Origin of the sequence: Exiguobacterium sp. R-17, assembly GCF_049913315.1 — a bacterium.
Lineage (GTDB): Bacteria > Bacillota > Bacilli > Exiguobacteriales > Exiguobacteriaceae > Exiguobacterium_A.
Genome location: NZ_CP184372.1, coordinates 2,828,332 through 2,841,116, shown reverse-complemented (window position 1 = coordinate 2,841,116; position 12,785 = coordinate 2,828,332). Strand labels below are relative to the sequence as shown.

The 12,785-nt window shown below is 46.2% G+C and carries 14 protein-coding genes; 7 read left to right on the top strand and 7 right to left on the bottom strand.

Translation table 11 applies throughout. The features are described from left to right. Positions 1-25: 25 nt before the first annotated feature. From ACN9MT_RS14900 to ACN9MT_RS14890, 3 genes are read left to right on the top strand one after another with little or no spacing between them, the layout of a single operon-like run. Positions 26-403: a DUF1499 domain-containing protein gene (locus ACN9MT_RS14900; RefSeq protein ID WP_056064860.1), complete on the top strand. Its 378-nt coding sequence runs from the start codon at positions 26-28 to the stop codon at positions 401-403. Continuing rightward, positions 400-1,827, top strand: a complete 1,428-nt coding sequence (locus tag ACN9MT_RS14895; RefSeq protein WP_035412058.1) for a dihydrolipoyl dehydrogenase family protein — start codon at positions 400-402, stop codon at positions 1,825-1,827. Before ACN9MT_RS14900 ends, ACN9MT_RS14895 begins: the two co-directional genes overlap by 4 nt. 3 nt (positions 1,828-1,830) lie before the next feature. Then, positions 1,831-2,364: a DUF420 domain-containing protein gene (locus ACN9MT_RS14890; RefSeq protein ID WP_056064864.1), complete on the top strand. Its 534-nt coding sequence runs from the start codon at positions 1,831-1,833 to the stop codon at positions 2,362-2,364. A 36-nt stretch (positions 2,365-2,400) separates the two neighbouring features. Here ACN9MT_RS14890 and ACN9MT_RS14885 read toward each other — a convergent pair whose 3' ends face one another. From ACN9MT_RS14885 to ACN9MT_RS14875, 3 genes are all read right to left on the bottom strand, one after another. Continuing rightward, positions 2,401-3,174 carry a flagellar motor protein MotB gene (locus tag ACN9MT_RS14885; protein ID WP_308102286.1) on the bottom strand — a complete coding sequence of 258 codons (774 nt, stop codon included), beginning with the start codon at positions 3,172-3,174 and terminating at the stop codon, positions 2,401-2,403. Continuing rightward, positions 3,149-3,934: a flagellar motor stator protein MotA gene (gene motA / locus ACN9MT_RS14880; protein ID WP_035412066.1), complete on the bottom strand. Its 786-nt coding sequence runs from the start codon at positions 3,932-3,934 to the stop codon at positions 3,149-3,151. The genes ACN9MT_RS14885 and motA overlap by 26 nt, the downstream gene beginning before the upstream one ends. 98 nt (positions 3,935-4,032) lie before the next feature. Next, entirely contained in the window at positions 4,033-4,272 is a 240-nt protein-coding gene (locus ACN9MT_RS14875) for a hypothetical protein (RefSeq protein WP_023469697.1), read from the bottom strand. Positions 4,273-4,432: 160 nt separating this feature from the next. On the opposite strand from ACN9MT_RS14875, the gene ACN9MT_RS14870 reads away from it, so the two are divergent. Next, on the top strand, positions 4,433-5,824 hold the full coding sequence (locus ACN9MT_RS14870; RefSeq protein ID WP_035412070.1) for a TrkH family potassium uptake protein: 1,392 nt from the start codon (positions 4,433-4,435) through the stop codon (positions 5,822-5,824). A 52-nt stretch (positions 5,825-5,876) separates the two neighbouring features. Here the strand turns inward: ACN9MT_RS14870 and ACN9MT_RS14865 are convergent, their stop codons facing one another. Both ACN9MT_RS14865 and ACN9MT_RS14860 read right to left on the bottom strand, forming a co-directional pair. Next, positions 5,877-6,941, bottom strand: coding sequence for an SDR family oxidoreductase (locus tag ACN9MT_RS14865; RefSeq protein ID WP_426272504.1), 1,065 nt, complete (start codon positions 6,939-6,941; stop codon positions 5,877-5,879). Further along, positions 6,941-9,073, bottom strand: a complete 2,133-nt coding sequence (locus ACN9MT_RS14860) for a PAS domain-containing sensor histidine kinase (RefSeq protein WP_426272503.1) — start codon at positions 9,071-9,073, stop codon at positions 6,941-6,943. The genes ACN9MT_RS14865 and ACN9MT_RS14860 overlap by 1 nt, the downstream gene beginning before the upstream one ends. 345 nt (positions 9,074-9,418) lie before the next feature. Between ACN9MT_RS14860 and ACN9MT_RS14855 the strand changes: the two genes are divergently transcribed. Next, positions 9,419-9,763 (top strand): restriction endonuclease, encoded by a 345-nt coding sequence (locus ACN9MT_RS14855; RefSeq protein WP_231496919.1) that lies wholly within the window; start codon positions 9,419-9,421, stop codon positions 9,761-9,763. Positions 9,764-9,934: 171 nt separating this feature from the next. Then, the gene (locus tag ACN9MT_RS14850) at positions 9,935-10,411 is read left to right on the top strand and encodes a hypothetical protein (protein ID WP_023469691.1); all 477 of its coding nucleotides are present in this window, start codon (positions 9,935-9,937) and stop codon (positions 10,409-10,411) included. 45 nt (positions 10,412-10,456) lie between these two features. On the opposite strand, the gene ACN9MT_RS14845 is transcribed toward ACN9MT_RS14850, so the two are convergent. Beyond that, positions 10,457-11,080: a DUF1836 domain-containing protein gene (locus ACN9MT_RS14845; RefSeq protein WP_035412080.1), complete on the bottom strand. Its 624-nt coding sequence runs from the start codon at positions 11,078-11,080 to the stop codon at positions 10,457-10,459. A 111-nt stretch (positions 11,081-11,191) separates the two neighbouring features. On the opposite strand from ACN9MT_RS14845, the gene ACN9MT_RS14840 reads away from it, so the two are divergent. Next, on the top strand, positions 11,192-11,839 hold the full coding sequence (locus ACN9MT_RS14840; protein ID WP_035412085.1) for a diacylglycerol/polyprenol kinase family protein: 648 nt from the start codon (positions 11,192-11,194) through the stop codon (positions 11,837-11,839). A gap of 3 nt (positions 11,840-11,842) precedes the next feature. Here the strand turns inward: ACN9MT_RS14840 and ACN9MT_RS14835 are convergent, their stop codons facing one another. After that, on the bottom strand, positions 11,843-12,703 hold the full coding sequence (locus ACN9MT_RS14835; RefSeq protein WP_426272502.1) for a tetratricopeptide repeat protein: 861 nt from the start codon (positions 12,701-12,703) through the stop codon (positions 11,843-11,845). Positions 12,704-12,785: the final 82 nt, after the last annotated feature.

The following is a 12,785-nucleotide window of genomic DNA, read 5'->3' as shown; positions in this document are numbered from 1 at the left end:
ATGATAGGAAACGGAGGAATCAGTCATGGCACTTGGTGTTTCAAATGGTACGCTTCAACCGCTCTCCGGAAAACCGAATGCGGTATCTACTCAAACCGATCTACAGGATATGAAAATGCGTCCGCTCCCGTTCAAAGGAACGCTTGCGGATTCGAAGTTCCACCTCTTACGTATTCTACAAAGCCTCGACCGAGTCAAAATCGTTAAGGAGGAAGGAACATACATCCATGCCATCTTTACGAGTAAAGTCTTTCGCTTCAAGGATGACGTCGAATTTTACTTCGATGAAGCCGCACAAGTGATTCATTTCCGTTCGGCATCACGCGTCGGATACTCTGACTGGGGCGTCAACCGTAAACGGATGGAAGACATCACACGTCGGTATGAGGAGGGTTTGCGATGAAGACCTATCAATTAGTTGTCATCGGTGGTGGTGCAGCCGGAATGACGATTGCTGCCGGTGCAGCAAGTCTTGGTGCACATGTTGCCCTGATTGAACGCCATGCACATCTAGGTGGAGATTGTCTCCATTATGGTTGTGTTCCTTCAAAGGCTTTGATTGAAGCCGCACACGACGTGCACGTCATGAAGCGGACGGCTGAAAAATACAACGTGACGCTGAACGGAGACGCGGTCTATTCTAAAACGAAAGCAAGCGTTGATCGTGCGCGTAACATCATTCAATCACATGATGGAACGAAACGATTTGAAGATCTTGGTGTCGATGTCTATATCGGAGAAGCGACATTCCTTAGTGCACATGAAGTCGAAGTAGCGGGACAGCTTGTCGTTGGTGAAAAGTTTGCGATCTCAACAGGATCCCAACCGATCATTCCACCGATTGATGGACTAGATACGATCGATTATTTAACGAACGAGACGATCTTTGAATTAACAGAGCGTCCTGAGCGGCTGCTCGTTATTGGTGGTGGGGCGATCGGTCTTGAGCTGTCGCAAGCTTACGCGCACCTCGGAACGGAAGTCACAGTTATCGAGGGCATGAAGACGCTGCTCGGAAAAGAAGATCGTGACATGGTCGAAGTCATTCAACGTCAGCTCGAGCAAGAATTGACGTTGCATCTCGATACGAAGGTCACGCATGTCCGCAAGTCAGCTGGAGGCATCGAAGTGACGGTCGAAGCAAATGGGGAATCACGTGTCATCGAAACGGATGCCGTTCTTGTCGCGGTCGGTCGTAAGCCACGCATCGAGGCGTTACGTCTTGACCGGGCTGGTGTTCATGTCGAAAAAGGATTCGTCCAAGTCGACGGTTCGCTCCGGACAAGTCAGCGGCATATCTTTGCCGTCGGAGATACGATTGATTCCTTACCGTTTACGCACGTCGCAGGACTAGAAGGAAAAACCGTCGTCACAAATGCTTTGTTCGGTTTACGGACGAAACCTGATTATCGAGCGGTCCCGTGGGTAACATTCACAACGCCTGAATTGTTCCATCTCGGTTTGACAGAAGAAGAAGCACGTAAGAAACACGGTGACATCAAAGTCTACCAGACGGGTCTCGATGAAGTGGATCGTTTCGTCATCAATGGTCAGACGGAAGGGCGCGTCAAGCTCATCGCCGATAAACGCGGGAAACTGATCGGGGCACATGCGATCGGAGAACAAGCCGGCGAGTGGATGCAAGAAGTCGTCTATGCAATGGCACGTAAAGATAAGGTCGGTCAACTGTCACGTGTCGTGCATCCGTATCCGATTCGTGGTGCTGCCGTTCAGCGTGCTGCTGATGTCTACTGGCGTGAGCGTTTATTCGCTGGTCCGATCCCAAAATGGTTGAAACGTTATTTCGACTGGAAACAAGGAGAATGATTCATGCAACAACCTGCTACTAAACGGAATTTTGTCCCACTCGTCATCCTGTTGACTCTTGTCATTAACCTACTCGTGGCTCTCTTATTTTTTGCGCCACCTGTACAAGTCGACTCAGGATTCGATTGGACGTTACTTCCTTTTTTGAACGCCATCTTTAATAGTTTTACCTTCATGCTGTTGCTCGGCGCATGGATTTCGATTCGTCGCGGTAACCGCGTGAATCATCGCCGCTTCATTGGTGGTGCGATGACGACGACAACGCTATTCTTGATTTCATACGTCACGTACCATGCAGTCAGTGAATCGACGAAGTTCGGTGGAGAAGGATTTGTTCGTCCAATCTATTTCTTCATCTTGATTACGCACATCATTCTAGCTGCAGTCATCGTTCCGCTCGTCTTGATGTCACTCGCGCATGCTGTGAATCAAAATTTCGAAAAGCATAAAAAATGGACACGCTTTACGATGCCGCTTTGGTTATACGTCAGCTTCACTGGCGTCATCGTCTATATCATGATTCGTCCGTATTATTGAAAAGATCCTTCGTGGGTAACCACGAAGGATCTTTTTTTACGTGCCGGACTTAACTTTCGTTTCGTCGAGTACGTTTGCTTTTAAGTCGATCAATGGTCGAATCAATACCTCGACACGTCGATTCTGACTACGACCGGATTCTGTTTGATTGGACGCAATCGGTTGGAACTCTCCGTAACCGCTGACAGTAAACCGTTTTGGTTCGAGCTTTGGATTGCGTTGTAAGGCACGCATGAAACTGATCGCCCGGTCTGCACTGAGTTCCCAGTTTGATGGATACTGTGCCGTATTGATTGGGATATTATCCGTATGACCAGAGACTTGAATCTGACGTTGTCCTGCCTTGACGAGTAGAGCACTCATGCCTTCTGCGATTTGAAGCGAGCGTCCTCTTACTTCTGCTTGAGCTGGCGAGAAGAGGGCTCGGTCACGAATCGTGAAGACAAGTCCTTCATTTGTAATTTCCACCTTGATGTCTTTTTCGAGTTGTTCATTTTTGATATATTTGTTTGCTTCGTCTTTAATCTTCTCGAGTTCTGCGATTTCATAGCTTTGTGCCTTCGTTCGCGCGTCGAGTTTTTTCGAATCCTCTTCTTCTTGAGTGGAGAGCGAGCTGTTCGTAATCATCCCTGAACCACCATTGAAGACGGAGCTAAACGACTGGGACATCGCTTTTAGCTTGACGGCATCGACATTACTCGAAGCAAAAAGAACGATGAAGAGTGCTAGAAGTAAGGTCAATAAGTCGGCGTAGGGAATCAACCAGCCTTCGGAGATATGTTCGTCATGCGGCTTCTTTTTCCGCTTCATAGTTCGCACGCTCCTTCGGTGTCAGGTACACGAGTAGCTTATCTTCTAAGTTTTTTGGTGATTCACCGTTTTGGATCGAAAGAATGCCTTCGATCATCATCTCGTACAGTTGAATCTCGCTCGCTGATTTTTGCTTCAGTTTCGTTGCGAACGGGAACCAAAGGACATACCCGGTGAAAATCCCGAACAGCGTCGCGATGAAGGCACCTGAGATCGCATGACCTAATTTTTCAATATCCGACAGATCGGATAAAGCGGCAACAAGACCGACGACGGCACCGAGAACTCCAAGGGTCGGAGCGTAAGTTCCAGCTTGCGTGAAGATGTTTGCATTGGCATGATGCCGTTCCGTCATGTTTTCGAGGTCGCGCGTCATGACGTCCTCGACATATTCAGATGGCTGCCCATCGATGACCATCATGACACCACGCTTCATGAACGCATTGTCGACTTCTTCTAAAGCTGCTTCTAATGACAGCAGTCCTTCTTTCCGTGCTTGCGTCGAAAGTGTCAGAAACTGTCCGAGTAAGACTTGTTTTGTCATTAATTTTTGTTCGAAAAAGATGACTTTAAACAGTGCCGGTAGTACCTTTAGGCGTTCCTTCGGGAAGGAAATCATGATGGCAGCGGCTGTCCCGACGAAGATGATGACGAGGGCTGCAGGGTTAAGTAGGGCGACTGGAGGCGCACCTTTTAAGATCATTCCTCCGATCAATGTGATAAGACCTAGTATGATCCCGATTATCGACACAATATCCATGATTGATGTGTGCCACCTTTCTGTATGTAATGCGTATAAGAACGAAAAATAAAAGAGCAGAAGACACTTCTTCTGCTCGGAAATCCAAAAACCGAGAATCAAGCGCCGTTTTCATCGATTAGCATTTGAATGCTTTCGTTTCGTTCGTCACGCTCTATATCGGTCAGTACGTCGTATTTTTTTAACACTTGATACAATTCATTTAGAATCGGTTGCTCCAAATGTAGTGACAAGAGTTCCTCAAATTGATAATACAATTGCGCAGGCATCCATTGTGATTGCCGTTCCAGCCTTCGCCAGACATCCTCAATCGAATGATCAGCCGTCTTAGGGTCCACTGTTTCCCTCAACCTCCTTTAATGATTACACGTCCACTTTTATCTAGTTTACCAAAAAAATAAGAAAACGTTTAGTCGATTGCATATTTCGATAGAACTTCTTAATTCGAGGGAGTATGATAAAGACAATTCTGTCTGAAAAAAATCTAGGGGGAGTAAGATGTTCTCGCATAAAAGACGTTCACCACTGGCACGTTTTGGTCGTGTGGGTGAATTGATGTACCATCAGTTGTTCGATAAACCGGCACGCTTCATCGCGACGGGTTTCACATTGACGATTTTGCTAGGTGGTTTTTTGTTATGGTTGCCTATTTCGCAACAGGAGGGGCAAGATATCTCCTTCATCGATTGTTTGTTCGTCGCGACTTCTGCCGGAACCGTTACCGGTCTATCGACGATTAATATCGCGGAAGCCTTTAATCTGTTCGGGCAACTTATCATGATGCTCTTGATTCAGGTCGGAGGGCTCGGCTTCATGACGATTGCGCTCGTCTTGCTGAGCGTGACAGGGCGAAAGATCGGAATTCGTCAGCGCATCATCATCCAAGAAATGTTCAACCTCGATAGCCCAGGGGGAACGATTCGTCTTGTTCGAAATATCATCGTCACGACAGTCCTTGTCGAAATTGTTGGTATGTTCTTGATTGCGCTCGATTTGTTCATTCAATACAAATATAGCTTTGGGAAAGCACTTTACTACGGTTTGTTCCATGCCGTATCTGCCTTTAACAATGCAGGGTTCGCACTTTGGGGCGATAACTTGATTGGTTTCCAACAAGATACGACGTTCATCCTGACGATCGCGGCGCTCTTGATGATTGGTGGATTAGGCTTTACGGTCATTGCTGACATCGCGGGAAAACGAAGCTTCAAAAAAATCTCCCTACACTCGAAATTGATGGTGCTGTCGTTATTCGTCATTAACGGACTGGGTGTCTTAGCGATGATGCTCTATGAATGGGTGTCTCACTTAGGTTCATTACGCGACGAGTCGTTCTTTCATGCACTTCATATCGTATTCTTCCAAGTCGTCACGACACGGACGGCTGGTTTCCAGACAATCGACTTAACGACGATGGTGCCGCTCTCGATCGGCTTGATGATGGTCTTAATGTATATTGGAGCAGGTTCCGCGTCGACAGGCTCCGGGATCAAGGTTACGACGGCGGCGGTCATCTTAAAGAATGTCTGGACGTATCTACGCGGACAGCGTGAGACCGTTCTGATGCGACGGACGGTGCAAGCACAGGCAATCCAAAAAGCGTATGCGATTGCTGTCTTCAGTTTATTGTTCATCGCTTTGATTACGACGCTCCTTGCGTTGAGTCAACCGAATCTATCGTTCATCGGTTTATTCTTTGAGACCGTCTCTGCATTCGGGACGGTCGGTCTATCATTGAATGTGACACCAGAGTTAAATAGCTTTGGGAAGTTCTTGATCATGTTCATGATGCTGCTCGGGCGTGTGGGATCCTTGACGATCTTGTTCACGTTTGCGGCACAACGAGACCGGACGATTCGTTATCCAAAAGAAAATATGTTGATCGGGTAACCGATAAAAAAAGTCCAATCGACTTCCCTTAGGGAAGAGCGATTGGACTTTTTTAGTGTGTCGCGTGTGTTTGGTAATACTGGACGAGCCGAGGCATCGTTTCTGTTAGGTCCGGACAAATGATTCCAGTATCTCGTAAATCACGTAAGACCTGTGTTGTATCGTATTGAACAGGATGGATGAAATAATCGAGTGTCTGACGTTGCATCTGGAGTCGTTTTGCGACGGTGGGTGTCAACGCTGTACTGATGAGCCGAAATGATACGATACCACGCGGGTAACGTCCATAATAGGCGACATGTAACATCTCGAAAATCGCGCGTGCGCCATGTGGAAATGGATCCGTCAGATGATATGTCTTATTTTTTCCGACGGGTGCATGACTGAGATAAGCAGTCGCTTCAATGACATAATCATATGGCACGAGATTGACGAGCGCGTTTGCTCGACCAGGATACGGAAGAGGAGCAAAGGATTGCAGAAGACGCATCGCGTTCAAAACGAAATAAACACCATCCCATTTCGGTGTTTCACCTGTTTCAGAATGTCCAACGACGATGCCGGGGCGGATGATTGTATAGGGAATCGTTCCGAGTTCTTTGCGTAAGCGCACTTCAGCAAGGTATTTTGTTTCTTCGTAAGCATTTTTAAAGCGACTTGTCTGTAATTCCTCTTCGAGAATCGTGCCGGAGCGCAGACCGGAGACATACGCTGTACTGAAGTAGATGTAGCGTTCTAAAGCACGGCACGTGTGGGCAAACTGTGTCACGTTCGCGGTACCGATGACATTGATCCGAAAGGCAGGTTCATATGCCGTAGCTAAATCGTATAGCGCAGCAAGATGAAAGATATGTGTGACCTCTTGTTGCAGGATCATCCGTGTATCAGACGACAAAGCAAGTTGTTCGAGCGTGATATCGCCTTCGTGCAACGCGAGTTGCTCAGGTCGTAAGGATGTGCGTTCTAAAAGATCATCGCGTCGCTTAACAGCTGCGTTTCGTTCTGACGATAAATGAAGCACATGAAAACAAGCGATTTGATCTGGAATACGTGCGAGTTGTTCAATTAGTTTGGTCGCTAAAAAGCCGGGAAAACCCGTCATGAAATAGGTCCGCATCAATTCCATTCCTTTCTTGGATCGCGTTCGAGAACGACGGTGAACGTCGAACCATCATTGATTTCTGATTCAACTGAAATCGCTCCTCCGTGTGATTCGATGATTTCCTTACAGATGGCAAGACCGAGTCCGGTACCACCAATTTTTCGGATGTCCGAGTTATCGACCCGGTAAAATTTCGTAAAGAGTTTGTCGAATGCATTTTGTGGAATACCGAGTCCGTAATCGGTCACGGAGAACGTCGCTTTCTCTTCGTTTGCCGAGAGACGGACTTGGATGTGATCCGCCTGTGGAGAGTATTTAATAGCATTCGAAAGCAAGTTCAACATGACTTGCTTGATTTTGTGCTCATCCGCAAAAACGAGTACAGGATCTTCCGGCAGTTCCAATTCAATCCGGTGTTCGACGGTTTCCCGATAGGCATCGACGGTCGATGTGAGGAGATCGCGTAATGAGAACGAGGTAAAGATATACTCCTGTTTTCCACCCTCTAGACGCTGAATATCTAAAAACTCATTTAATAGTGTCGTCAGCCGTTTGGTCTCTTCATGAACGATTTCGACATAACGTTTGATTTTATCAGCTGGTTGCTCTCGGTAGCGAAGCAATTCCATATACCCAAGGATCGATGAGAGTGGCGTCCGTAACTCATGCGATACGGTACTGACAAGTTCATCCTTGACTTGATCCATCTTTGCTTCCTCAGTTCGGTCACGGAAAACGAATAAGAAACCATGACGAGAAATACGACTCTTTTCCTTCTTGATCGCCGTCGCATAAAATTCAAAATAAAGTGGACTTGATTCGTTCGGTCGCTGTAACGTAAAACGAAACGATAGTTCAGAATGTTTTCCGGCGAGTAGCTCTTCGACTTGTCGTAACATATCGAATCGGGTATTCAAATCAAGATTCGGGATCAAGCTGATCCGTTCTTGGATCTTACTTGGCGCAATCCCTGGTACATCAAGTAACTTGCGTGCTTTGACGTTCATGAAGATGAAACTTCCATCCTCTTCCGTCAGCAGGAATCCTTCATTAGAGGCTTGAAGAATCGATTGTGTGATGTCACGTTGACGCATGATGGCATTTTTTTCACGTTCAAGCATTTTCTCGATTTTTTTTCGTTCCGTGATATCACGAACGACGGCGACGCGCATGCGGATATTGTTGTAGATGATTTCACGTGGGAAAACTTCGATTTCGACAGAAGTTCCGTCAGCACGTTGACCAAGAACTTCATAGGGCTCTTCTCGATGCTCTTCGATTCGTTGTAAGACACGCGCATGATGATCCGGATGAATCAACTCAAGTGTCGTTTTTCCTTTCATCTTTTCAAGCTTCGTCCGGAAGATGACCTCTGCTGCACGGTTGGCATCGATGATGATGCCATGATCATGAAAAATGACGGCTTCGACGACGGACTCCGAGAAGAGTCGGAAGCGGCGTTCACTTTTCGTCAGGTGCCATTCGATTTGTTTTTGTGTCGTGATGTCCTGAATGAGTAAAAAGTACGTATCATTCGGCAGACGTGTCATATAAAGCCGTCCATGGAACGTCGAACCATCCAGACGATGATAGGTCCATTCATTTTCCGCTTCCCGACCATGGAGTAAGAAGAGTTGTTCATCTGATAAATCTTTTAAGTTCAGTTGTTCAAGATGTTGACGGCGGGTAGCGACTTCCTTTGCGTCATGGAGAATCGTCGGTTTTAGACCGATGATGTCTTCAGCAAGATCGAATCGGAATAAGGTACTGGCTACCTCGTTGTATACTCGAATCCGAAACTCCGGATCTGTGATGAATAAGGCAGCATCAAGCGTTGAATCGAATAAGTCTTCTATTTTAAGAGAAGCGACATGGACAAGAAAATAGTCCGTCTCTTCAATCGCTGTGACTGTTAACTGATGTGTCGTCAAAATGATGGTTTCCTGTTGGATCGGAAACAAATCATCCGTAATCGAAAAAAGTTCCTGGATCGTTTCTTTATCCGGAGCGGTCATGAACTGGTGTTGAAACGCGTCATTATGAAAGTGAATCTTTCCATCTGCATCGACAAGAAGTACGGGTTCTTTCATAGCACGTAACGTCGAATGGATGATCCGTAGCGATGAAGGAGATGAATGTTCTGCCATGAGCTACCTCCTGACTGGTCTTCGACCGTGGATTTTAAGACAGTCTTTCCTCGTTAGTTTACTTCTGCAAGACGAGCCGCGTTTCCTGTCGAAGGAAGCAACCAACGAAGAATTTTAGTATAGTGAAAAAAAGGTCACGACGAAGTAGAGGGGAAAAGTAGGATGAAACAATTAAAAAGAAAACGATTGTTACTAGCAGCTTTGTTTGCCATGATAGGAATTTTCGGAACTTATTTTTTTTCGAGTTCTTGGGAACCTTTAATCTTAATCATCAGTATAGTAGGGTGTATCCTTTTTCTTCTTTTGTCCGTTTTAACGCCGTCGCTTGAAAAAAGACTCGATCGAATGGAAGGACGAGAATTTGAAGAATGGCTTGCCGATTTATTTGAAACAGCAGGATATCGGGTCGAGTTGACACCTGCCTCACGCGACTTCGGAGCAGATTTGTTGATAGAGGATGAACGAGGGTATAAGATTGCCATCCAGGCGAAGCGATACAGTGCGGCTGTAGGGCTCGAAGCGGTTCAACAGGTCGCTGCCTCGGTTCCATTCTACGAAATGGACGAGGGATGGGTCGTTACGAATTCGACCTTTACAGAAGCCGCGTATCAACTGGCAGAACCGAATCAAGTTCGCCTCATCGATCGGGAAGAATTGCTCGCATTTGCAAAGGAGATGAACCTGCATTGAACTTGTCGAATGATTGTCGACAAAAGGGGGTTGTCAATTTGAAGAAACGGTGCAATAATCATTTTCGTTAACGAAATATCATACAGATAAAGAAAGTTAAACTATACAGGATGTCTAAATAAACTGGGGACGAAAAACCAGCACGTTTTAGCAGTGAGAGGAGAATTTCTGTTGCGCAAAGTTGTCTATGTGCAGGGTTGCGTTTTTTCGCAAGGTCATGCCGCGATTTATGATGAAGCGCACCAAATGATCGGTGCGGTTCAACACGACGAAAACGGTCGTGTTCAAGTAATGAATGGTGAAGGTAGAGGGGTAGCGTTTGGTAAGTTCATTCCGACATGTAAGAAATGGGTCGTGATGAACCATGATGGACAAGAGGTAGGTCAAATGCGCGAGAAGTTTTCGCTCTTCTCGAAGAAATGTGAGTACAACGTATATGAGCGTGGTACGTTCACGATTTCCTTCGACCTGACAAAAGGAAAATTCTCCGTACGGAGTGCAGCCGGAGAAGTCGTTGCGGAATTATTGCAGGACGGTGATGAATACCGTCTTGTCAAGGATGCTGACAAGCTCTCGATGTACGAACTACTCTCTGTCCTGAAAAGTCTGACGAACAACGTCCACTATAAATCACTGACAGCTGTTTAAATAAAAAAAGATGCCTTCCATGACATGGATGGCATCTTTTTTTCATCATGTCGTTTGCAGGACATGATGGAGGCGTTGTTTGGCTTCGTGTGTCAAATGCGACACACGACGGGCGTAGAGGCAGAGTTGTAAGACATGAACAGTTTCAGGGCGGTAGGCGTTAATCCGCTCGAGCGAGCGTTTGAGACGCTTCTCCGTTAATTCGATCGGTCCACTTGTCTCCGCGTGCTGCGTATAGACGAGATAAAAATTAAGAGGGCTGATTAAATCATCCTCATCGATATTTGGGTTCTGGAAGACGATCGTCAGCAGTTCCCGTGTTTCTTCTAACGAGAAGAGGTGTTTTAAATCATCCAACAGGTAGATGATGGCGGCTTGATTGATCGAGTATTTTTTCCCACGGTGCGGTACGCCGATGATGTCCCGAACTTCACGTTTCGTCCAGTTCTGGATCGTCGTCGCTGACATGTGTTCTCCGATTAGAGCATTTGCCAAATGAACGATTTCATTGATCGATAAACCATTTTTTAATGGATCGAATTGTTTCAGGCGATTGATGACCTTTGGCAATTCCGTTCCTTCTATTGCGACGAGGGGTTCGATTCCTTTCCCCTCGTTCAGGCGTTGCAGACAACTTGATAATGTTTGGACTGCTTGAGCATCATACATTTCCAAAACTTCCTCTCTAGGACGTCATTTGACCTTATGTTATCAAATGAAGGTTCAATAGGGCAAATGGCAACTAAAACAACGTACAATAATAGGAAAGGGGGAATCACGATGGAATGGTTTGCTGCCATTGGCACGATTGGAATCGTCGGCTTCATTCTCGTCATTCTTGAATTCGTTGGACGCCGTTTCGGTTTTTCTCCCGAGACGGTTCGGAAATGGATTCATGTCGCTGTCGGTCACTGGGTATTTCTTGCGCTGCTATGGCTTGATCACTGGTACATCGCGATCGTACCATTACTTTTCTTTGCTCTCGTCAATCTGTTGACATTACGAAAAGGAATTGGACAGATGCATGGCGTCGACCGTCCTTCTTATGGAACGGTCTATTATCCGCTCGCATTGGCAGGACTCGTCCTATTCTTCTTCGAACGACAACCGATGGCACTTGTTGCGGGAAGCATGGTGCTCGCTTGGGGAGATGGTCTCGCGGCACTCGTCGGAAAACGCTTCGGGAAGACGTTTTACGTCCGCGGTGAGACGAAACGTTCCTTTGAAGGAAGTATCGCTTTGTTTTTAGCGTCATTCCTTGTTTTGACTGTAACGTTCTTATTTTATGGACAACCAATTTGGCTCGCTGTCAGTTACGGCTTCTTGCTTGCAAACATCGCAGCCTTAATCGAAGCAATCTCATATCGCGATCTCGACAACTTAATCTTGCCATGGACGATCGCGGCACTCGTTGCGTTTGCTTTTTGACTTTCAGTCGCGTAACAACAATTGTTTGAAATAGAGAAAACGTAGTCGAATATAGTCTGGGTACGCACGCCATCCTGCATGACGGATGGTCATATCTCGACACATATCACGGAAAACATAGCGATAGATTTTTTCTTCGGAATCGTCATAAACAGCTGCGTACAAGCCGTGCTCGAGCATATTGGAAATGCGTTCGTCGAGTTTAGCGTAGAGTGTATCGTCGCTGTCTTCGCTCAATGTAGCATGTAGCATCTCGTATTGAATACCTTGATTAGCAGAAGCAGTCGCATGAAAGACAGCCGTTTTATCGAGATGAGATACCCCGATGATTAACGCATAGAGTGTTTCCAACATATCGATCGAATGACCGTCTAGTTGTTGGATGGAATCAATAGCCATCAGCGTATCGATTCCAGATGCGCCAACTTTCTTTAAATATGTAAACGCATGGACAGCTGATTCTCCATAAAATTGTCGATGATTGTAATGGACGGCAAGAGAACGATGTCCTGCCGGTTCTTCCGGGAAACGTGTGATGGCTGAAAGGAAAAACTGTTCTGCTTCGTGCATATATCCTTCCTCTTCACTGATGATACCGAGAAGAATGTATCCTTGCACATGCTCGCCGATTTGCTGGTGCGTCTCTTCAATAAGTCGACGCGCTTGAGTGAGTTCGTTCTTAAAATAAAGGGAATGGGCTGTAGCAATGTTGAGCAATGGATGGGATGGAACAAGAACATGTAAGCGCTCGGTTGCGGCAATACGTACGTTCTCTTCTGTATCAGATGTCAGTGCTTCGAGTAACGCAACTTCAGCGACATGGCTCTGAAGTTCATGAGAATGAGCGGTTACAGTTTGTGTCATGTAATGAAATCACCTCTATTAATTCAAAATCATATATTTTCATTTTCATCATATGACAAGCCGAGTGGTGCCTCAAGAAATA

Bases quoted from the DNA above. Each gene is read 5' to 3' on its own strand.
- ACN9MT_RS14890 (WP_056064864.1), top strand. From the start codon at position 1,831: ATGCAACAACCTGCTACTAAACGGAATTTTGTCCCACTCGTCATCCTG.
- ACN9MT_RS14845 (WP_035412080.1), bottom strand. From the start codon at position 11,080: ATGTATGATGCTCAAGCAGTCCAAACATTATCAAGTTGTCTGCAACGC.
- ACN9MT_RS14860 (WP_426272503.1), bottom strand. From the start codon at position 9,073: ATGGCAGAACATTCATCTCCTTCATCGCTACGGATCATCCATTCGACG.
- ACN9MT_RS14855 (WP_231496919.1), top strand. From the start codon at position 9,419: ATGGAAGGACGAGAATTTGAAGAATGGCTTGCCGATTTATTTGAAACA.
- ACN9MT_RS14865 (WP_426272504.1), bottom strand. From the start codon at position 6,941: ATGCGGACCTATTTCATGACGGGTTTTCCCGGCTTTTTAGCGACCAAA.
- ACN9MT_RS14895 (WP_035412058.1), top strand. From the start codon at position 400: ATGAAGACCTATCAATTAGTTGTCATCGGTGGTGGTGCAGCCGGAATG.
- ACN9MT_RS14835 (WP_426272502.1), bottom strand. From the start codon at position 12,703: ATGACACAAACTGTAACCGCTCATTCTCATGAACTTCAGAGCCATGTC.
- ACN9MT_RS14885 (WP_308102286.1), bottom strand. From the start codon at position 3,174: ATGAAGCGGAAAAAGAAGCCGCATGACGAACATATCTCCGAAGGCTGG.
- motA (WP_035412066.1), bottom strand. From the start codon at position 3,934: ATGGATATTGTGTCGATAATCGGGATCATACTAGGTCTTATCACATTG.
- ACN9MT_RS14870 (WP_035412070.1), top strand. From the start codon at position 4,433: ATGTTCTCGCATAAAAGACGTTCACCACTGGCACGTTTTGGTCGTGTG.
- ACN9MT_RS14840 (WP_035412085.1), top strand. From the start codon at position 11,192: ATGGAATGGTTTGCTGCCATTGGCACGATTGGAATCGTCGGCTTCATT.
- ACN9MT_RS14900 (WP_056064860.1), top strand. From the start codon at position 26: ATGGCACTTGGTGTTTCAAATGGTACGCTTCAACCGCTCTCCGGAAAA.